Annotated in this window: 16 protein-coding genes; 3 read left to right on the top strand and 13 right to left on the bottom strand. The window is 71.0% G+C overall.

What is annotated here, in order from left to right; all coding sequences use genetic code 11:
• Nucleotides 1-171 precede the first annotated feature (171 nt).
• The 7 genes from AB0I89_RS00190 to AB0I89_RS00160 form a co-directional block, all read right to left on the bottom strand.
• Entirely contained in the window at nucleotides 172-1,458 is a 1,287-nt protein-coding gene (locus AB0I89_RS00190) for a helix-turn-helix domain-containing protein (RefSeq protein WP_357117609.1), read from the bottom strand.
• Nucleotides 1,445-1,624, bottom strand: a complete 180-nt coding sequence (locus tag AB0I89_RS00185; protein ID WP_357117606.1) for a hypothetical protein — start codon at nucleotides 1,622-1,624, stop codon at nucleotides 1,445-1,447. The genes AB0I89_RS00190 and AB0I89_RS00185 overlap by 14 nt, the downstream gene beginning before the upstream one ends.
• A 149-nt stretch (nucleotides 1,625-1,773) precedes the next feature.
• Nucleotides 1,774-3,099 (bottom strand): helix-turn-helix transcriptional regulator, encoded by a 1,326-nt coding sequence (locus tag AB0I89_RS00180; protein WP_357117603.1) that lies wholly within the window; start codon nucleotides 3,097-3,099, stop codon nucleotides 1,774-1,776.
• Nucleotides 3,100-3,255: 156 nt separating this feature from the next.
• Complete coding sequence (locus AB0I89_RS00175) at nucleotides 3,256-3,810, bottom strand: HDIG domain-containing metalloprotein (protein ID WP_357117600.1); 555 nt, start codon at nucleotides 3,808-3,810, stop codon at nucleotides 3,256-3,258.
• Between the two features lie 276 nt (nucleotides 3,811-4,086).
• Nucleotides 4,087-4,752 carry a hypothetical protein gene (locus AB0I89_RS00170; protein WP_357117597.1) on the bottom strand — a complete coding sequence of 222 codons (666 nt, stop codon included), beginning with the start codon at nucleotides 4,750-4,752 and terminating at the stop codon, nucleotides 4,087-4,089.
• 558 nt (nucleotides 4,753-5,310) lie between these two features.
• The gene (locus tag AB0I89_RS00165) at nucleotides 5,311-7,689 is read right to left on the bottom strand and encodes a discoidin domain-containing protein (protein ID WP_357117594.1); all 2,379 of its coding nucleotides are present in this window, start codon (nucleotides 7,687-7,689) and stop codon (nucleotides 5,311-5,313) included.
• A 151-nt stretch (nucleotides 7,690-7,840) separates the two neighbouring features.
• On the bottom strand, nucleotides 7,841-8,428 hold the full coding sequence (locus AB0I89_RS00160; RefSeq protein ID WP_357117591.1) for a TetR/AcrR family transcriptional regulator: 588 nt from the start codon (nucleotides 8,426-8,428) through the stop codon (nucleotides 7,841-7,843).
• A gap of 117 nt (nucleotides 8,429-8,545) precedes the next feature.
• On the opposite strand from AB0I89_RS00160, the gene AB0I89_RS00155 reads away from it, so the two are divergent.
• Nucleotides 8,546-9,745: an FAD-dependent monooxygenase gene (locus tag AB0I89_RS00155; RefSeq protein WP_357117588.1), complete on the top strand. Its 1,200-nt coding sequence runs from the start codon at nucleotides 8,546-8,548 to the stop codon at nucleotides 9,743-9,745.
• Between the two features lie 72 nt (nucleotides 9,746-9,817).
• Here AB0I89_RS00155 and AB0I89_RS00150 read toward each other — a convergent pair whose 3' ends face one another.
• The 3 genes from AB0I89_RS00150 to AB0I89_RS00140 form a co-directional block, all read right to left on the bottom strand.
• Nucleotides 9,818-11,671 (bottom strand): adenylyl cyclase, encoded by a 1,854-nt coding sequence (locus tag AB0I89_RS00150; RefSeq protein WP_357117586.1) that lies wholly within the window; start codon nucleotides 11,669-11,671, stop codon nucleotides 9,818-9,820.
• 248 nt (nucleotides 11,672-11,919) lie between these two features.
• Nucleotides 11,920-12,594, bottom strand: a complete 675-nt coding sequence (locus tag AB0I89_RS00145) for a maleylpyruvate isomerase N-terminal domain-containing protein (RefSeq protein WP_357117583.1) — start codon at nucleotides 12,592-12,594, stop codon at nucleotides 11,920-11,922.
• The gene (locus AB0I89_RS00140) at nucleotides 12,587-13,183 is read right to left on the bottom strand and encodes a DJ-1/PfpI family protein (RefSeq protein ID WP_357117580.1); all 597 of its coding nucleotides are present in this window, start codon (nucleotides 13,181-13,183) and stop codon (nucleotides 12,587-12,589) included. The genes AB0I89_RS00145 and AB0I89_RS00140 overlap by 8 nt, the downstream gene beginning before the upstream one ends.
• A gap of 53 nt (nucleotides 13,184-13,236) precedes the next feature.
• On the opposite strand from AB0I89_RS00140, the gene AB0I89_RS00135 reads away from it, so the two are divergent.
• The gene (locus AB0I89_RS00135; RefSeq protein WP_357117577.1) at nucleotides 13,237-14,178 is read left to right on the top strand and encodes a helix-turn-helix domain-containing protein; all 942 of its coding nucleotides are present in this window, start codon (nucleotides 13,237-13,239) and stop codon (nucleotides 14,176-14,178) included.
• A 140-nt stretch (nucleotides 14,179-14,318) separates the two neighbouring features.
• Here AB0I89_RS00135 and AB0I89_RS00130 read toward each other — a convergent pair whose 3' ends face one another.
• Entirely contained in the window at nucleotides 14,319-15,086 is a 768-nt protein-coding gene (locus tag AB0I89_RS00130) for an alpha/beta fold hydrolase (protein ID WP_357117574.1), read from the bottom strand.
• Between the two features lie 110 nt (nucleotides 15,087-15,196).
• Here AB0I89_RS00130 and AB0I89_RS00125 point away from each other — a divergent pair, with 110 nt between their 5' ends.
• Nucleotides 15,197-18,238, top strand: a complete 3,042-nt coding sequence (locus AB0I89_RS00125; RefSeq protein WP_357117571.1) for a BTAD domain-containing putative transcriptional regulator — start codon at nucleotides 15,197-15,199, stop codon at nucleotides 18,236-18,238.
• A 9-nt stretch (nucleotides 18,239-18,247) separates the two neighbouring features.
• Here AB0I89_RS00125 and AB0I89_RS00120 read toward each other — a convergent pair whose 3' ends face one another.
• Both AB0I89_RS00120 and AB0I89_RS00115 read right to left on the bottom strand, forming a co-directional pair.
• Nucleotides 18,248-18,802, bottom strand: coding sequence for a dihydrofolate reductase family protein (locus AB0I89_RS00120; protein ID WP_357117568.1), 555 nt, complete (start codon nucleotides 18,800-18,802; stop codon nucleotides 18,248-18,250).
• 73 nt (nucleotides 18,803-18,875) lie between these two features.
• Nucleotides 18,876-19,454, bottom strand: a complete 579-nt coding sequence (locus AB0I89_RS00115) for a hypothetical protein (RefSeq protein ID WP_357117565.1) — start codon at nucleotides 19,452-19,454, stop codon at nucleotides 18,876-18,878.
• Between the last annotated feature and the right edge of the window lie 17 nt (nucleotides 19,455-19,471).

The following is a 19,471-nucleotide window of genomic DNA, read 5'->3' as shown; positions in this document are numbered from 1 at the left end:
GCCATCCGCGTTGGCATCGTTGATGACGAGGATGTGGAGCACGTCGAAGAGGCAGTCTCAGCAGAGTGCGCACCGCTGAAGGTCTTTGGGCTTGGCGTTGTCTCACCGCCGCGTGACGGGCGGCCGCTCCACAGTGAGGCATCCGTATCGGTGACCAGCACAAGCGTCGGCCTACGAGAGCGCGGTGGGTGGCGGCCGCCGGTCGGCGTCCGGCGGCCGAATAAGCCCAACCAGCGTCGCCAGCCGCGCCACGCCCGCCGGCGCCGGCTTGGCACGCGCAACCTCAGCGATGAGAGTACGCGCCAGAGGCCGCCCCCGAACCTCGGCCGGCGCGACACTGTCCGCGTCGACCAGGGCCCGCGCCGCCCCACGCAGGTCACCGGCATGCAGGTACACCCGCGCGGCGTCGAGCAGGTAGGCACCCCGACACTCGGCCGGCAACCGCCGCCACCCCTCCCGCCGAACGACGCTCACATGCCGTGTCAGTGCGCCGTCGACGTCACCCCGCTGCGCCGCGACGAGCACCCGCGCCATCTCCACGGCGACCGTCCCGAAGCCGATGGAGTGCGGTTCGTCGTACCCCCGGAGGTTGGCGGCAGTGCCCGCAGCCCGGTCGATCAGCTCGGTGGCCCGGCGGTGCTCGCCGCAGCCGGCGGCCGCGAGGGCGGCCTGGACCAGCAGGGTCCCACCCACCGCCCACCCACGACGGTCGCCCGGCCCCGCGTGCTCGCCCTGTCCCCGGTGATCAAGAGGTTTGCGTCGACTTTGATCTCCAAACGTGCCGCAAACCTCTTGATCACCGGGGCGGAGTGTCGGTGGCAGAGTTCGGTCGGCCGCTGTGAGGGTCGCCGACAGGGCGAGTCGGTCGCGGCCCGACGCGCGTAGGGCCTGGGCGACCGCGACTGCCGCTGTTGCCGCCAGGACTGGGTCGTCTTGGGCAGCGCCCATGGCCCGGTCGGCGGCGAGCCAGGCGAGGTCAGCCTCGCCGAGTTTGATCAGCAGCAGCGCGGTGATCCGGTACGCCTGTACCAGCACCTCCGGCGACCGCGCGCCCTGGGCGGCGTCGAGCAGGCTCGGCACCGCCCGCACCAACTGCGGGTAGTGCGCGTGCTGGTACGTCAACCAGGCATGCCCGACCTGACGCCGCAGCTCGTGCAGGTGTGGTGAGGTCGGCGGGGTGTCATAGCGGGCGAGCGCGGCCCGGATGTCGTCCACGCCGTCCGGGGTGCTCGCCGGGGTGCTGGGCGGTTGGCCGAGCAGCACCTCCGGGTCGACCCGCAGGACGCGGGAGAGTTCCTGGATGACCGAGTACCGGTCCAGGGGGCGAACGCCGCGTTCGATCTTGTCGACCCAGCTCTTCGACCTGCGCAGGCGGTCGGCCAGCATCTGCTGGGTCATCGACCGCCGCACCCGCCAGCCGGCGACGCGTCGGCCGATGGGGAGGTCATCGCTGCTCACGCCGCCACCGCCGGTCGGGGACCGCACGGGTCGTGTCGTCCACGGGCACGCGTTCGGCCTCGGCCTGAGCCAGGATGCGCTGCTTGGCAGCCTCCCGCTCGGCCGCCTCAGCCTGTTCACCCTTGCTCGCCGTCTCGTCGCCTTGCCCATGATGCCTGCCGCTCATTCCCCCACCTCACGGGTCGGGGCGCGACGTGCACATGACGGAGTTGGCCGCCGCGCCCGGCTCGCCGCGCCCGATCGGGCAACCACTCAGCGATGCCTAGGTGACAGCCTGTGACGATCATTGATTGCGATCCAGACGGATCGCGTCCGCTACTGTCCTTCGAGGTGTCCGCCTGGATCGGCGGACATGCCAGCGGACAGCTCTAGGAACTCGTCAGCAGCGCTCGTTCTGCCCTCGACAGCGGCGATCATGTGACGCAGCTCGGCGACACGGTCAACGGCACGTTGCGACCGCGCCGAGCGCGCGAGAGTCGCGGAACGTCCGGCCACGGCGACGGCGACGGCCTGCTCAACCTCCCCGGCTTGCAGCAGCGCTTGGGTGAGCCAACCGAGATACAAGGAGGTCTCGCGGGGCGAGTCGTCGCCGTAGCGACGGACGGCGTCTTCCAAGATGGGTACCGCTCTGAGCGGTCGGCGCAATTCAGTCCACACACGCCCCGCCATTACCTGAACCTCATCCTGGGTCAGCCAGTACGCCCAGGGAGGCGCATCGCCCAGGTCGACGTGCTGATAAATCTCCGCGACGTTGCCCAGGGCCCGCTCGGCGAGACTTGCCTCGCCCATGCGGGCGTGGGCCCAGGCAACGCGCTCAAGCAGCAGAGCTTGGCCGGTGGCCTCGGCCGCGTGCTTGCCACCCACGTAGGCCGATCGAGCCAACGTGGCCGCCTCGCGTCGGTCGCCAAGATTCGCCTCAAGGTAGGAGAGGCTACTGAGACAGTTGGCCGCACTCGCAGCGTCGCCGCCAGTGTGTGCTGCGCGCATCCCGGTCAGGTAATAATGGCGAGCCTCAGCGACCCGGCCAGAATCCTCGGCGACGAATCCCGCCAACTGACACAGATCGGCGATGACGACGAGCAGCCGCCGACTCACGGCTTCTCGATAGCTACCCTCGCGAAGCAGGTCGGCGGTGGCGGCCAACTCGGCAGAAACCATCGCGTAGGTCTCGGCACCACCCACGTGGTCGTCCAGCCGTCGGAGCTGACGAACCCGGTCCTCGATCCGAGCCACCGTCTCGTCCCCGACCCGGCGGCCCGCGCTCAGCTCATACCGCTGAGGTGGCTCAGTGATCAACCACTGATGGGCCAGCGCGGCAGCGTTCTCGGTCGTGGGCGTCTGCGTTACGAGCAGTCCGGCGAGCCGTTCCGCGTCGCACCGCAAAGATTGCGCCCCACCGCTGGCCGTGCGCTCCTCGTCGACACCAGGGACCGGAGCGAGCGCGACCAGCGTCCCGCCCGCCGCCAAGGCAGTGTCCAGGCGCTGAGCAGTGTTCAGGGCCGGCATCTTCCGACCGCAAGCCAGGTCATGCAGGTAGCTCTTGCTGTAGAAGGTCTGGCGCGCCAACGCGCGATAGCTGATCCCACGATTCGTGATCAAAGCGCGGAGCCGTTCGGCGAAAGACGAGGCGGACTCCGGCATCATTGCTCCCTACGGATTACAGGCTGGGCCGACCTTGGTAACTGCCACTTCGGACAGTACCGCCGCCATCGTCGCCCGAGCTATAGCCAAACGCACACGGCCTTCCCAGCAGGATTGACATCAGTTTGATCACGCCTTCGGTCAGCGCCGCGACCGTCACATCGGATGAGCGGAAATGCGATGCTGAGTCCTGCGTATGGCGCCTAGGAGCATAGGCTCAGCCTTCTGCCAGAACCGAGTCACCACGTCATCCGGCCCATAGCGCTGCCGGATCTCTGCCAGCCTCTCATCGACGCTGAGATCCTGGCCGTCCGGCCCAGTCGTCATGTCCGCGTACCAGAGAGCATCCGAAGTGGCTGACTCCTCACGCGGGAACTCGCTAACCAGAGCCTGCCGCAGACCACGCTCCTCTGCTTCGTAAACAGCGCAGGAGTGATGGGCGACCAGAGCAGCGACGCGACCTGCGAAGCCGTGACGCTGAAGCCACCGCCCGCCGTCCAATGCGTGGAAGCCCGTGTCGGCGACGTCAGGGGCGTACCCGATGTCATGCAGCCACGCCGCCGCCGACAGCAACTCCGCATCGTCCCCGACCAGGTGCGCAAGCTGCTTGGCTTTGGCCGCCACCGCCTGCACGTGCAGCCAGCGTCGGGGTATCGCGTTTCTCAGATGACGTTGTGAGGTTGCCGCGGCCAGTTGGGAGGGAGGACCCACGCGCGAATTCTAAAGCCCGAGCCCAGCTAGAACCGGCCGCCAGCGCCACCGAGGCGACTTGGAGGGAGCCCCCCACCTGGTACCCAAACCTGCCTTCCTTTCACGACGCCGCAGCGGCGTTCATCACCAACCCGGAGGTCGACGTGCTGCGCGCCGAACCGAACTACCGCGACCACTGGGCCTTCTCCGGTGGTTAGGGCTACGTCGATGAGGGCGAATACCCGCACGACGCCTGCGCCCGCGAATTCCGAGAAAGGATTCCGGCGAGGCGCTCGCCTACGGCTCGGTAGACAGCTCGCCAGCCCTCTGCTGGCTGGCCCGAACATCGAGCGGTCGGGTCGGTGGCTGCACTTCAGCGCTGTGCGACGAGGACGACTGCAACGGCGATTGCGGAACTAGACCTACACCTGTTGGCTGCGGCGATGCGTATGCCGGAAAGCTGACGGGCGGCAGCGAGAGCTCTAACCGCGCGGCGGCCAAGAAGGCGTGTTCAGCTGTCCATACCTTCTTGATGCGCTCCTGCGCGATGTCGCCCACGCCGCTGCTCGCACGATCAGCGGCCAGTTGACGCGCTTGCTGGACTGCTTGAGCGAGCGCGTCCAAGGTCTCCTGAGACTGAGCGACGAGGCGCACCTTGGTCTTGGCGGCTTCCATTCGTTCTTTGTAATCGGTGCCTTCGTTATCAAATATCGGCATTAAGTGCCCCGGCGAGTACGCGTCCGGCACGGCGTCTATCTTGGCACTCGGGTTCAAGGCAAAGGCAATGTAGGAGCGAAAGGCTGACAGGAAGTCGTCGAAGGCGCTAAGCCGGATATCACGCCAATGGCGAAGGTGATCTCGATCCCAGTGTCTGCGTTGAGCCCGGGTGGAGAGGTAGCCGCCAAGGGCTACGGATAGCAGGGCCACAAGAGCGGTCAAGCCGTTCGCTAGAAGATCCACCATGCGTCACCTTCCGCCTACCTTGCGCTCAAAGCTATTCGCGGCGTCAAGCGCTGCGGGGCTCGTGCGGTGACCACCTGGCTGGAAAGATGGGCGGATGGGGTCGAGGCTGCGCATGCTCCACATCGACGGTCGGAGTTCACCTGGCACGCCGACATGCGGTCCGCATATGGCCCGGACGGTCGTCTTTACCGCTGCATAAGGCTTCGCGTGTGGGGTGCTGGAGAGACCGGGCGCGCCCTACAGGTCGACTTGGCCGAGCGGCCCACCGTTGCCTCTAACGGTAGGTACGTCCAGACGGACGTGCACGACAGAGGGGAGACGTATCCCTACCCGACAGCCGAGGATGTACGCGATCTTGTCCACTTCGCCCTCGGCGCTGGATGGACGCCGCAGGCGTTGGGGGGTGGGACGTTCAGAATCGCGCCACCGGCCGAACTTGAGCTACCGCGATTTGTCATCACCGAGCTTGTGTCAAACATCGACCAGCACCGTTAGATCCTGGGTGCTCGACGGGAGGGGCGGCCGCCGGTCGGCGTCCGGCGGCCGCCCCACGTCCGGTCAGCTCGCGTACACCTCCAGTGCCGCCAGCTGCCCGGCCGGCCAGCCGGTGTTACCGGTAACGGTGATCCGCACATAACGAGCCTGCGCGGCACTGAACGTCAGCGACACCGAGTTGCCCGTCGAAGGATCGAACGTCCGCCCCGCCGCCCCAACGAGCGTCCCGAAGCTCGAACCGTCCGTGCTGCCGGCAACGGCGACCGTCTGCGTCCGAGCACCCCAGGCCGACGACGGCGGCAGCTTCAGCACCACCCGTCCGACCGTGCGCGCAGCGCCCAGGTCGACCTGCACCCACTGGGGGAAGGCGTTGTTGGCGCTCTCCCAGTAGCTGTTGGCGTCGCCGTCGACCACGTTGCCCGAGCTGTAGCTCTGCACGTGGCTGCTCTCCGAGGTGGACCGGCCGCGGGCCAGGTCGGAGTTGGCGGCGGCGTCGGTGGTCACGGTGACGGCGTTCGACGCGGCAGAGGTGTTGCCGCCGGCATCGCGCGCCACGACCGTGAAGGTGTACGAGGTGGACGCTGCCAGGCCGCTCACGGTCGCCGTGGTGCCCGTGACCGTGGCGACGACCGTGCCGCCCTGGCGTACCTGGTAACCGGTCACCCCCTTGTCGTCGGTCGACGCCGTCCAGGCCAGGGACACGCTGCTCGACGTCTTAGCGGTCACCGCAAGATTGCTCGGGGCGGTCGGCGGGTTGTCCGTGGTGCTGCTGGATCCGTACACCTCGACCTTGGCGAGCTGGCCCGCCGGCCAGCCGGTGTTGCCGGCGATGCTCAGCCGGACGTGGCGGGCCGTGGTGGTCGTCAGCGTGCGGCTGACGGTGTTGCCGGTCGCCGGGTCGAAGGCGAACGCCGAGGCCCCGGCGATGGTCGAGAAGGAGCTGCCGTCGACGCTGCCCTGCACGGTGATGGTCTGGGTCCGCGCCTCCCAGCCGGCGGGGAGCCGCACCACGAGCCGGCTGACCTGCTGGCTGGCGCCCAGGTCGACCTGCCACCAGTGCGGGAAGGAGCCGCCGCCGCTCTCCCAGTAGCTGCCGGCGTCGGAGTCCACCGCGTTCGCGGCCACGAAGGATCCGTTCTGGCTGCTGGCCGAGGTGGATCGGCCGGCCGCGAGGTCGCCGCTGGTCGGGGGCGGGGTGCCGACCATGGGCGGGGTGGGTCGGGTCGCGGTGAGGGCGAGCTGGCCCTTGAGCATCCGGCCGCCGTCGCCGGTGATGCGCAGGTAGTAGTCCGACGAGCAGGCGACGCCGTCCTCGTCCAGGGCGCGGATGTTCGCGCCGGCCGGGGTGGTGGCCTGCGTCTCGGAGGTCTTGGCGATCTGGTTGCCCTCGTTGTACTCGTCGAACATGGACACGTAGAGGCCCTGGGAGCCGAGCCGGACCATGTTGTAGATGTGCCGCCAGTAGAAGTCGCCGTGGCGGCGGTGCCCACCGGCCAGGTCGCCGGGCATCACGCAGGGCAGGTAGTCGATGCCGCGCGCCGCGCAGTCGGCCATGTCGCCGACGTTGACGTTGTTGTAGTACGAGTCGAGGCCTTCGAGAGTGTCGGTCCGGTAGACCATCCACGGCGAGATCGCGTTGAAGGCGTGGTAGACGTCGAGGAAGCCGGAGCGGGAGTCCTCCCGACCCTCCCGCCACCAGGTGGGTACGCCGCCGATGACGTAGCAGCCCTGCGCCTTGAACCAGTTGATGACCTCCAGGCAGGGCCCGGGGGTGAAGGGGCGGCTGGATTCGCTGAAGCCGAAGCCCCAGATGCAGACGACGGGCTTGCCGTTCTGGCGGGCGTACGCGCTGGACGCGGTGTTCGTCGACATCTTGTTCAGCCAGTCGGTCTTGATGTCCGTCTGCATGGTGAGCCAGTCGGTGACGTCGTACATGATGTAGAACTTGCGGTTGTAGCGCTCGGCCGCCGCGCGGACCTTGAGCGTCATGGCGTCGCGGGTCGGCCCCTCGTCGCCCGTCGGGTTGAAGCGTTGCAGGGCGGCGGTGTCGCAGCCGTACTCCTGCATCCAGCGGAAGTGGGTGTCCACGGTCTGCTGGTCGTAGGAGGAGAAGAGGGTGGCCGGCGATCCGTTGCCGAGGTTCGGGTACGCGGTGGGATAGCTGCGCGTGTACTCGCGCATGTCCGGCCAGGACACGATCGTGGTGTTGCTGGGCGACGGCGGCTGGAACCGGTCGCGGCTCCAGTGCCACCAGCCGCCGATCGGCGCGGAGTCGCCGGGTGCGCTGAACCAGCCCTGGTAGCCGACGGTGACCTTGCCGACCACGTCGCCGGGAGGGCTGGCGGCCTGGGCGGGGCTGGCGAGGAGCTTCGTGGTGGAGGCGGCGGCGAGGGCGGAGCCCGCCAACACGGACGTGACGAACCTGCGGCGGGTTACCGCCATGACGACCACTCCTTCGGGACGGAAGGCATTGACGGCCATCGTGGCAGCATCGAATGCCACCCCGCAAGAGTACGACTGATCGATGAAATTTTGAGTCAGTCCGGCGGAAGGGTCGGAGGGCGCGCGACGGCGCGGCCACCCGGAGCCGGGTTCAGGGCTGCTCCGGCTGCGGTCGGAGCCCGTCCAGGATCACCGCGAGATAGGCCTCGGAGAGACTTTGTGAGGCGGACGCCGACCGCGCGATCGCGTAGGTCAACTCGTTGATCAGCACGGCGACGACAGCCACGTCGAGGTCGGTACGGATCACCCCGTCGTCGCGGGCCCTGGCGATCAGATCGAGCCCGACCCGGTCGAGTGCCGCCCGCCGTGCCGCGGTGGCGGGCAACTCCATCACCCCGAGCCGCTCGCCCATGACCCAGTGAGCGGACTGGAACGCCATCGCCTCGACCAGGAACCCGCGAAGAGCCTGCTCGGCGTCCGGCTCGGACAGCGCGGCCCGACCTCGTCGGATGAGCGGTTCGAGCAGGTCGGCCACGGCAGCGTCGACGAGCGCCTCCTTGCTGCCGAAGGTGCGAACGACGGTGGCGGCACCGACGCCCGCCCGCTGCGAGATCACGGTGACGGTGATGGCGTTGCCCCCCTCGGCGAGGAGCGCCTTGGTCGCCTCCAGCACGAGGTGGCGGTTGCGGACGGCGTCCGTCCTACGTCGAGGCACACCGCTCTCGGAAGGGGTTGACATCTGAAACGTCCATTCCATATCGTCAAGTGGAACGAGCATTTCACTTAGCCTACGAGACCCGCCCGGACGGCGCAAACCCGTCCGCGTACCCCTCCACAGCCCAGAGAGCAGGAGCCGATGAACCGGCGGATTCTCATCTCCGGAGCCAGTATCGCCGGGCCGGCCCTCGCGTTCTGGTTGGCCCGGTTCGGGTTCTCTCCCACCGTGGTCGAGCGTGCGCCCCGGCTGCGCGAGGGCGGCAACGGCGTCGACGTACGCGGGCAGGCCGTACACGTCGCCGAGCGGATGGGCATCCTGCCGCTGGTCCGCGCGGCGGCGGCGGACGTCGTCGGCCTGTCGTTCGTGGACGGGGCCAACCGGAGTGTGGCGCGCCTCGACCTGCGGGCCATCCAACGTCGAGCCGGCGACGCCGATGTCGAGATCATGCGGGGCGACCTTGCCGCGATCCTGCACGAGGCGACGAGGAACGACGTCGAGTACGTCTTCGACGACTCCATCCGGCGGATGGACCAGGACGACGATGGAGTCACGGTCACCTTCGAGCGCGGGCCGACCCGGCGCTTCGACCTGGTGGTGGGCGCCGACGGCACCCACTCCACCGTGCGGCGTCTGGCCTTCGGCCCGGAGTCGGGATTCCTCACCTACCTGGGCCACCACTTCGCATTCGCCGAGGCCGACCCCGGGCTGGGCGAGAAGCGGTGGGTGACGCTCTACAACCTGCCGGGCCGGGCCGTCTCGATCTACCGCTCCGGCAACCATCCCGGCGCGAAGGTCCACTTCATGTTCCGCAGCAGGCCCCTGACGTACGACCACCGGGACGTCGAGCGGCAGAAGCGGTTGCTCACCGAGGCGTTCACGGATGTTCCGTGGCTCGTGCCGGAGCTGCTGGCGGGAGCGCTCGCCGATCCCGACTTCTACTTCGATTCGCTGAGCCAGGTGCGGATGCCGTCGTGGTCGTCGGGGCGGGTGGTGCTCGCCGGGGACGCCGCCCACTGCGCGTCACCGGCGGCGGGTGCCGGGGCGACGCTGTCGCTCGTCGGCGCCTACCGCCTCGCCGGAGAACTCTCGTCGGCCGCCGGGGATCATCGGGTCGCGTTTCACCGGTACGAGCAGGGCTATCGCAAGACGGTGGAGCGGCATCAGTCGAACCTGTTTCTCGGCCTGCTCGCCCCGAAAAGCCGCCCCGGCATCTGGGCGCGCAACACGATGGCCCGACTGCCGGTTCTTGGCGCGCTGGCGGGGGTGGAAGGTCGCCTACAGCCCCGGACCCCGGCGCTGCCGGACTACGGGCCGGCTGTGGGCTCGTCCCGGACCTGACAACGACCCTCGGCCTGCCGCGACGCACCGACGGGGACCGGAAGCGCCTCGGCTCCGGCCCCCGTCGGGACGCTACGAAGCCGGGTACTGCGCGAGGTAGACCGGCACGCCGACCTTCGTCATGTCGGCCGCGTCGCCGACGCCGTTGACGACGTGGTCGATCGTGCCGGCGCTCAGGTTGACGGTCATGATGTGGTGCAGCCGCACACCCGGCCGGTTCGGCACCTCGAACCCGTTCTCGGTGTGGATCGACGGGTTGTTCTGGTTGAACACGTACACCCCGCCGCCGTAGAGGTCGTGGTGGCGTACCCGGTCGCCGACCTTGTAGCCGGCGTAGCCCTCGACCGGGCCGTTCATCCAGTCGGCCTGCGTCGGCGGGTCGTACGGCAGCTCGTTCTGGTAGAGGACCGTGGTGCCGTGCTCGCCGTTCCAGACGGTGTTGTAGCGCTGGAAGTGCTCGACGAAGAGGCCGGTGGCGGTCACGTGGTCGCCGTTGATGACCGCGCCGTACCGACCGGTGTTGGTGCGCCACCGGTCGGTGTCACCGTTGACGCCCTCGGTGAAGCCCTCGACGCCGTGGTCGCCGCGCCACACCCAGGTGTGGTCGATGAGCACGTTGTCGCTGTTGACCTCCAGCGCGGTGTTCGTCCGGCCGATGTGCGGGCCGCCGACCCGGAAGTACACGTCGGACAGCGTGGTGGGGTTGGCCGCGCTGCTGGCGTCGTGGCCGTGCTGCCGGCCCACCCGCAGCAGCACCGGCGACTCGACCGTGCCGGCGTCGATCGTGACGCCCGCGACGATGACACCGGACACTCCGGCGACGTCCAGCGGGACCGCGCCGTTCACGGCCGTGAGGGTGGCGTGGCCGATGCCGAGCACCACCGTGTTGGCCCGCCGGATCTCGATGCTGCGGGCGATGTCGTAGACGCCGGGGGTGAGCAGCAGGTGCTTGCCGCGCGCGAGCTGCGCGTTGATCAATCGGACCGGGTCGGACGGCTTCGCGATGAAGAAGTCGTCGATGCCGATGGTCCGTCCGGGGGTCATGCCGTTCGCCCACGAGACGCCCCGGCTGTCGCGCTGCGCCGCCGGCACCCGCACGTTGTAGTGGCCCTTGGCGTCCACGAACAGGTACGGCTTCTCCCGGCTCACCGGGGTCGTGTCGAGGGTGGTGTACGGCGGGTCGGGGAAGGTCGCGTCGTCCGGGGCGCCCTCGACGCCCGCGAACACCTGGTTCCACACCGCGTTGGACCACCCGGCGACCTCGCTGTTGCGGGTGAGCCACTGCTGCTGCGAGCCGTTGGTGGTGGCCGGCAGCCGGGAGTCGGCGATGAAGCCGCCGCTGGCGTACTGCGGACCGGCCGTGCAGTAGTCCATCAGGGACAATCCGCCGCCGGTGATGTTGAGCCGGCGCATCGAGACCGCCTGGGACACCGCCCAGAAGTTCGCCGTCGAGCGGCAGCCGTCCTGGCCGGCGGCGTTGACGGTGAGCGACAGGTTCGACAGGGTGCGCCAGAAGTTGACAAGCGCGAGGCAGTTGCCGGTGCCGCCGCCGGCGAGGCAACGGTTGTAGACCTCGATCTTGCCGTTGACGGCGACGTCGGTGGGGGACGCGCCGAGGCCGGCGACCTCGGTGTAGTAGCCGACCTTCGTCTGCAACGGCTGCTCGGCCGTGCCGTAGCTGCCCGGCGTGAAGAGGTACGCGTGCCGCTCGGTGCCCATCTCGTTGTCGACCTGGCGGGCGTGCGCGGCGTCGAGGGTCTGCTGGATCTCCCCGACCGGCATGGACGGGTCGAAGATGGTCACGTTCGGCCCGAAATCGGGTGCGCTGTGCGTCGGGCGGCCGGCGCTGGCCGCGGTGCCGCTCACGGTGACGGCGGCGGTCACCAGCAGGGCAAGGGTGAAGGTACGTCGGGACGGGCTCGTCATGTGGTTCGTCCTATCGACTGGGCGGACCATGGGCGCGCTCGACAGTGAGAGCGCTCTCTGACCCCGTTTCTACCCGCTCGACGCCCCGTACGCCATCGCCCCGGCCGCCTCGCCCGCGATCTTGCACTTTGTGTCGACGATTCGCGCCCTTGGATGGGTTATGTCGCCACCGAAAGTGCAAGATCGCGGAGCGGGGCGGGGCGGGGCGGGGGTGGGGGTGGGCCTGCGGGGCGGAGGCCCGGTGGGGGTCAGCCCAGGGTCAGGGGGCGCAGGCCCAGGTGGTCCAGGGCGCGGCGGTCGTTGGCGGTGGCGGGGGCGCGTCCGGTCGCCCTGCGCAGGAGGGTGATCGGGTCTCCGGTGGCGTCGACCGCGACCCGCCACTGTGGGCCGAAGAGCAGGCGCAGCAGGTGTTCGGTGGCGGCCGGGGTGAGCCACGGCTCGCGGGGTAGCGCGTCGGCGACGTCGAGGCCGTGCAGGACCACCTCGACGAGGCGGGTGGTCAGGAAGTCCGACAGCAGCATGGCGTCGCCGTGCCGGGTCCGGACCACCCGGCCGGCGGGCTCGTCGCGGCACACCTCGACCACGGCCCGCCCGGTGTCCGCGAGATCCCGCACGAGTGTCGCCGCGTCCGGGTCGGCCGCGCGGCGCTGCGCCGTCCGTACCCGCTCGTCGTTCGTGTCGTCGCTGAACCGCCCGTCCGCGCGGTAGTACTGCGCCGCCGTGGTCCCGGCCCGCCCGGGAGCGGGCGCCGCCACCATGTCCGGCACCCGCGAGAGTACGACGATGACGTGCCCCACCACGTCGCGTACCCGCCACGGATCGCAGCGCGAAGGCCGCTCCCACTCCGGCGGCGGCACCTCGACCAGGGCACCGGTGAACGCGTCGATCTCGCGGCCCAGAACGGACAGGACATGGTCAGTCATCGTCCACCATTCTGCCACCGACGGGTCCGGCCGCCCGCCGGTACTCGATCGTCGCGGCGACCCGGTCGGCAGTGGTGACGTCCACCTCGCGTTCCGTGATCCACAGGGCCAGGTCCAGCCCGGCGGAGAGCGCGCCCGCGGTGATGCGGTCCCCGTCGTCGACCACCCGCTCGTCGAGGACGGTGACCCCGTACGCCCGCAACTCCTCGTACGCGTTGCGGTTGGTGGTCGCTCGCCGTCCGGTGAGCAGCCCGGCGGCGGCGAGCAGGAGGCTGCCCGTGCACACCGACGCCAGCCAGCGCGTCGCGGGTGCCAGCGCGGCCAGTCGGGCAGGCAGCACCCCGTGCTGCGCCTGCGCCCACGACCCCGCGGCGGCCCGGTTCAGCCAACCCCCACCCGGTACGACGATGCCGTCGGCCGGCCCGAGCACCGTCGGCACGTGCAGGGTCACCCCCCGCATGCTGCGTACCGGCCCTGGCCGCTCGACCGCGACCAGCTCGACGGCGAATCCCGCCATCGCCAGCACCTCGAAGGGACCGAACACGTCAAGTTCGTCGAAGCCGTCGAAGACCACGATCTGTATCCGCACCCGGCCAGGATCTCGTCCGGCCGCCGGCTCTGACGAGTGGCATTCTTGCCACTGTGCACAAGCAATCCGCCACGCACCGGGTCGCCGTCCTCGCCCTGCCGCCCGTCGTCGCCTTCGACCTGACCATCGCGACACACGTCTTCGGACACGAGGGCCAGGGCCGGTACGCGACCACCATCTGCGCCCCGGATATCGGCGCGCTGCCGACCACCACGGCCGGCCTCGGCATGAGCGTCGAGGCCGACCTTGAGGCCCTGCGCGACGCGGACACCGTCATCGTGCCCGGCTTCCGGCGCGGACCCGCGCCGGCCCGAGCGCTCGACGCCCTGGTCGCCGCCTACGACCGGGGTGCCCGGGTGGCGTCGATCTGCACCGGCGCGTTCGCGCTGGCCCAGGCCGGGCTGCTCGACGGCCGGCGGGCCACCACCCACTGGGTCCACGCCGAGGCGCTGGCCCGGGAGCACCCCACGGTCACCGTCGACGCGAACGCGCTGTACGTCGACGAGGGACAGGTGCTGACCAGCGCAGGGCTGGCCGCCGGCCTCGACCTGTGCCTCTACCTGGTCGGCCGGGACCACGGCCAGGCGGCGGCCATCGAGCGCGCCCGGGTCATGGTCACTCCGCTGCACCGGGCCGGCGGGCAGGCGCAGTTCATTCCGCTGCAACCCACCGACGACACCGCCCTGGCCGTGGTCACCGAATGGGCGACCGCCCACCTGCACCTGCCGCTGACCGTCGCGGACCTGGCCCGACGCGGCCACCAGTCCACCCGTACGCTGCACCGCGCCTTCCGGCACCGCTTCGGCATGAGCCCGCAGGCGTGGCTCACGCAGCAGCGCCTACGCGCCGCGTGTGGCCTGCTCGAAGACGGCACGGTCACCGTCGACGAGGTCGCCCGCCGAACCGGCCTGGGCACCGCCACCAACCTGCGGGCCCACTTCCGCCGCGCCTTCGCCGCCACCCCCACCGCCTACCGCCGAGCCTTCAACCCCTGACCCCACCCACCCCTCCCGCCCCCGCCCCCGCCCCGCCGATCATGTAGTTGTGGTGGTGCACAAAAGGGACTTTGATGGCTAAGATGGCCACCACAAGTCCATGATCGACGCCGCAGAGCCCGGGCTGCGGGGCGGGTGGGTCACCGGGCCAGCACCGGGTCGTCGAGGAACTCGTCGATCATGGGGGCCAGCCAGTCGGCGCGGTGCGGGATCGTGGTGTGGGTGGTGCCGGGGAGGATGGCCAGGCGGCAGGACGGTAGCCCGGTCAGGTCGCCGGGCACCGCGCCGCCGAGCAGGCGGAACATCCGTACCGCGTGTTCGGGCTGGACGATGTCCGCGTCGGCCAGCACGAGCATGGCGGGTACGGCCAGGGCCGCGACCTGCTCGGGCGTCCACCGGGGCAGGTTCGCGTCCAGCACCTTCATCTTGGTGACCAGGTTGGCCCAGCCGGCCGGGTCCGGGGCGGTCCGCAGGTACTCGTCGTGGAACTCCGAACCGTGCAGGTGCTCCGGTCGCAGATCCTGGATGCCGTCGAGCAGCCCGGGGTGCAGGCCCGCGTCGTCGAAGCTCACCGAGGCGAGCACCAGCCGCCCCACCCGGTCGGCGTGGTGGGTGCCGAGGCGCAGCGCCACCGCCGCGCCCATGCTCCACCCGTACACGTCGGCCTGGTCGACGCCGAGGCGGTCGAGCAGCTCGACCACGTCGGCGGCGAAGTGCTCGACGGTCAGTGGACGGTCGACGTCCGGGGTGTGGCCGTGCGCCTGCAACTCCACGGCGATCACCCGCCGGGACCGGGCGAGCAGCGGCAGGATCGTGCCGAACGAGGTGCCGATGCCGGAGAGCGCGCCGTGGATGAGCAGCAGTGGCCGGCCCTCGCCGGTGCCGTGAGTCTCGTGGTAGATGTCCATGCCCACACGGTGCGCCGGCCCGCTTACGGTCCGCTTCAGGTCGGCTTACCGGCGTTCGGAACTGTGCCGAACCCTTCGGTCCGACCGGGGACGTCGATACAGGCCATAAGATGACCGCCGTGCAGTTCGGGGTGCTCGGGCCGCTCGCCGTCACCACGGACGCCGGCGAGCCGGTGGTGGTGCCCGGCGCCAAGGTCCGCGTCCTCCTGGCCGACCTGCTCACCAACCGCAACCAGGTCGTCTCCGCCGACCGGCTCATCGACGACCTGTGGGGTGACGACTCCCCCGCCAACCCCACCGGGGCGCTCCAGGTGCGGGTGTCGCAGCTGCGCAAGGCGCTCAACGACGCCGAGCCGGGTGCCCGCGACCTGGTCGAGTCCCGCGCGCCCGGCTACCTGTTGCGGGCCGGGACGGTCGACGCCGACCGGTTCGCCGAACTGGCCCGGCACACCGACGTCGGCCCGCTGACCGAGGCGCTGGCGTTGTGGCGGGGCGAGGCGTACGCCGACGTGGCCGACGCCGAGTTCGTCCGCGCCGAGGCGACCCGACTCGCCGAGCAGCGTCTCGCCGTGCACGAGCGGTTGGCCGAGGCGCGGGTGGCCCGGGGCGAGCACGACCTGGCCGCCGCCGACCTGGCCGAGCTGGTGGCCCGCAATCCCCTGCACGAGGGGCTGCGGGCGGTGCAGCTCCGCGCGCTGTACGCGGCCGGTCGCCAGTCCGAGGCGCTGGACAGCTACGCCGAGCTGCGGGACCGGCTCGCCGACGAGCTGGGCCTCGACCCGAGCCCCGAACTGGTCGCCCTGCACCGCCGCATCCTCGAACAGGACGCCGGTCTGAGCGCGCCGCCGAAGGCCGCGATCATCCGCAACAGCCTGCCGGCGCAGCTCGACGAGCTGGTCGGTCGGGCCGAGGCGTTGACCGAGCTGCGAGCCCTGCTGCCCGGGCAGCGCCTGGTCACGCTGGTCGGGCCGGGTGGTGTCGGCAAGACCCGGCTGGCCACCGAGGCCGCCCGTACCCAGTCTCCGCCGGACGGCGTGCTGCTGGTCGAGCTGGCGCCGCTGCCGGCGGGCGACCCGGGCGTCGCCGAGCAGGTGCTCGGCGCGCTGGACGTTCGCGAGGCCGCCGGCGCCAGCCTGTCCCCCACCGACCGGCTCGTCACGGCGCTGCGCCAACGGCACCTGCTGCTGGTGCTGGACAACTGCGAACACGTCGTCGAGCCGGTCGCCGCGCTGGTCGCCCGGCTGCTGCGTGACGCGCCCGGCGTGCACGTGCTCGCCACCAGCCGGGAGCCCCTCGGTCTGACCGGCGAACTGCTCTGGGACGTACCCCCGTTGTCGTTGCCGCCGTCGGACGGTGACCCGGACGCGGTCCGGCGCTCGCCGGCGGCCCGGTTGTTCGCCGCCCGCGCCGCCGCCCAGCAGCGCGGTTTCCGCCTCGACGAGCGCACCGCGCCGGCCGTCGCCCAGCTCTGCCGTCGTCTGGACGGTCTGCCGCTGGCCCTGGAACTGGCCGCGACCCGGGTGCGCGCCCTTGGCGTGCAGGGCGTGGTGGAACGCCTCGACGACCGGTTCCGGCTGCTCAGCACCCCGCAACGCGACGTGCCGCCGCGCCAGCGGACGCTGACCGCGGTGATCGGTTGGAGTTGGGACCTGCTCGACGAGACCGACCGGCAGGTGCTCGCCCGGCTCGCGGTGCTCCGCGACGGCTGCACGCCGGAGGCCGCCGAGCTGGTCTGCCGCACCGACCTGGACGCCCTCGCCCGGCTGGTGGACCGGTCGCTGGTGGTGTTGGACGACGCACCGGACGGGCCGCGGTACCGGCTGCTCGAATCGGTCGCCGCGTTCTGCCTGGACCGCCTGAACGACGCCGACGAGGTCCGGACGCGGCACGCCGGCTACTACACCGAGCTGGCCGAGCGGGCCGACCCGGAGTTGCGCGGGCCCGAGCAGCGGCGGTGGCTGGCGCTGCTGGACGCCGAGACGGCGAACCTGCGCGCCGCGCTGGCCCACGGGGGCGGGTTGCGACTGGCGGTCGCGCTGAGCTGGTACTGGTATCTGCGCGGCCGGCTCACCGAGGCGTGTCGGGCCCTGGCCGTCACCGGCGACCCGGAACAGGAGCGCAGAGCGGCCCCCTGGCGGGTCGGGTTCGCGCTGCTGCGGGGCGCGGCGGTCGCGCCGGCCGACGTCCGGGCGGCGGTCGCCGGCGACCCCGGCGGCCGGGGCGCGTGGTTCGCGGCGAACGCGCTGATCGAGCACAGTGACCTGGCACTGGCCGTGGAGCTGATGCCGGCAGACGTCGACACGTGGACCGAGGCGGCCGTGCTCGCCTCGCAAGCCAAGATCGCGCACGTCGCGGGCGACCAGGCGACCCTGGAGCGGACGGCGACCCGCAGCGCGACGCTCTTCGCCGAGATCGGCGACCGGTGGGGCCGGCTCCAGGCTACCGAGTGGGTGGGCGGGCTCGCCGAGATGCGCGGCGACCACGAACGCGCCGCCGCGCTGCACACCGAGGGGCTGCGCTGGGCCGAGGAGTTACGGCTGTGGCCGCAGGTGTGCACCGAACTGTCCTGGCTGGCCTGGTTGGCCGTGCAGACCCGGGACTATTCGCAGGCCCGGGAGCTGGCCGAACGCGCGTACCACCTGGCGGTGCAGCAGGACGCCCCGGGCGCGCTGGTCTTCGCGGAGCTGAGCCTCGGGTTGGCCGCCCGCCGCGACGGCAAGCTCGACCTGGCCGTCACCCACCTCGGCAACCTCGCCGAGCGGGGGCGCGCGGAGGCGCAGACCGCGCTGTACCTGCCACCGGTCCTGGTCGAGCTGGGGCACGCGATCGAGCAGGGTGGCGACCCGGACGCCGCGCTGGCCCTGCACGTCGAGGCGTTCGAGGCCGCCGAGGCGATGGCCGCGCCCCGGGACGCGATCTTCGCGCTGGAGGGGATGGCGTCGGCGGTACGCGTGCCGGAGGTCGCGGCCCGGCTGCTCGGCGCGGCGACGGCCGCCCGCCTGGCCACCCGGTCGCCGTGCGCGCCGGCCGAACGTGACGAGGTCGACCGGGTGACCGCGCGGGTCCGGGCCGCCCTCGGGCCGGACCGCTTCGACGCGCTCGTCGACGAGGGCACGAAGCTGAGCCCGGACGAGGCCCGGGCTCAGCTCTGAAGGCGACGGTCAGGCGGCGCTCTTCGGCCGGTACGTCGCGACGATCACGCCGCTCTTGTGCACCCGGGTGTCGACCAGGTCGAACGACGCCGTGAAGTCGTTCAGCGGCGTCGTCACGCTGGACGCGCCCTGCAACACGGGGTGGATCCAGAAGCGGACCTCGTCCACCAGGCCCGCGTCGACGAGCTGGGCGGTGACCGAGCCGAAGCCGTACTGGATGATGTTCCTGCCGTCCTGGGCCTTGAGCGTGCGGACCGCCTCGACCAGGTCGCCCTGGAGCACCTCCGTGTTGTTCCAGGTGGGGTCGGTGAGGGTGGTCGAGGCGACGTACTTCTTGACGTTGTTGAAGTAGGCCGCGCCGGTGGTCGGGTCGCTCTCGTCCTGCTGCGGCCAGGCGACGGACATGCCGTCGTAGGTGGCCCGGCCCATCAGCATCGCGTCGGCGGCGTCGGTCAGCTCGCCGGCGAGGCCCATGGCCTCCTCGTCGAAGTACGGCGCGGTCCACATCGGGTTCTCGATGACGCCGTCGAGGGTGATGTAGGTCGAGTTGACGAGCTTGCGCATCGGTATCTCCTGGGTGTCGGTCGTGTTCTCCGGTGACACCCAGGACACTGCCCGGCCCCGCTTACGATTCGCTTCAGGTGCCCTTGCCAGGGTCCGAAAGCGGGTCCGAAAGCGGGTCGACCAGCGGCTCTACCAGCGGGATCGGCAGCGCCTGCGTGGCCGCCGTGCCGCCGCCGGCAGAATGCTCCGGCGCGGGCCGGTCGTCGACGCGGCTGTGCAGGCGTCCACGCCCGGCCGGCCCGGGGCGTCGGGTGACCTCGACGGTCACCATCGCCACCGGTGGTGGCGGGACGGTGAACCGGCCGACGCCCCAGCGCACCCAGATGGGGATGCGCCCGGCGTCCGCCTCCGCGGTCAGCTTCTGGACCGTCCGGGCCCGGTCGGTGTGGTCGACCTCCACCACCACCGGCGGCCCGTCCGGGCGGGCGCACGCCACGTCGAGGACCGAGTGCCGCTGCTGCATCGGCGGCGGCAACGGCAGCACGCTGGGCGCCCGCCGGTAGACCCGCCAGCCCTGCGCGCTGGCCCACCGCACCACCGCGTCGATCACCCGCGCCGTGACCTCGTCCGTGTCCAGGTCGACGAAGGTCAGCTCGGCGAGGGACCGGCCCAGGTCGGCGGCCAGCCGCTCACCCTGCGCCGTGACGTCCACCGGCGCAGGATAACGCC

The organism is Micromonospora sp. NPDC049801 (assembly GCF_040656575.1).
Classification (GTDB): Bacteria; Actinomycetota; Actinomycetes; order Mycobacteriales; family Micromonosporaceae; genus Micromonospora.
Note: the sequence above shows the minus strand (reverse complement) of the source record. Positions and strands in the feature narration are given on the sequence as shown.

Bases quoted from the DNA above. Each gene is read 5' to 3' on its own strand.
- AB0I89_RS00130 (WP_357117574.1), bottom strand. From the start codon at position 15,086: ATGGACATCTACCACGAGACTCACGGCACCGGCGAGGGCCGGCCACTG.
- AB0I89_RS00150 (WP_357117586.1), bottom strand. From the start codon at position 11,671: ATGACGAGCCCGTCCCGACGTACCTTCACCCTTGCCCTGCTGGTGACC.
- AB0I89_RS00160 (WP_357117591.1), bottom strand. From the start codon at position 8,428: ATGTCAACCCCTTCCGAGAGCGGTGTGCCTCGACGTAGGACGGACGCC.
- AB0I89_RS00180 (WP_357117603.1), bottom strand. From the start codon at position 3,099: ATGCCGGAGTCCGCCTCGTCTTTCGCCGAACGGCTCCGCGCTTTGATC.
- AB0I89_RS00120 (WP_357117568.1), bottom strand. From the start codon at position 18,802: ATGCGCAAGCTCGTCAACTCGACCTACATCACCCTCGACGGCGTCATC.
- AB0I89_RS00185 (WP_357117606.1), bottom strand. From the start codon at position 1,624: ATGAGCGGCAGGCATCATGGGCAAGGCGACGAGACGGCGAGCAAGGGT.
- AB0I89_RS00125 (WP_357117571.1), top strand. From the start codon at position 15,197: ATGACCGCCGTGCAGTTCGGGGTGCTCGGGCCGCTCGCCGTCACCACG.
- AB0I89_RS00145 (WP_357117583.1), bottom strand. From the start codon at position 12,594: ATGACTGACCATGTCCTGTCCGTTCTGGGCCGCGAGATCGACGCGTTC.
- AB0I89_RS00155 (WP_357117588.1), top strand. From the start codon at position 8,546: ATGAACCGGCGGATTCTCATCTCCGGAGCCAGTATCGCCGGGCCGGCC.
- AB0I89_RS00165 (WP_357117594.1), bottom strand. From the start codon at position 7,689: ATGGCGGTAACCCGCCGCAGGTTCGTCACGTCCGTGTTGGCGGGCTCC.
- AB0I89_RS00170 (WP_357117597.1), bottom strand. From the start codon at position 4,752: ATGGTGGATCTTCTAGCGAACGGCTTGACCGCTCTTGTGGCCCTGCTA.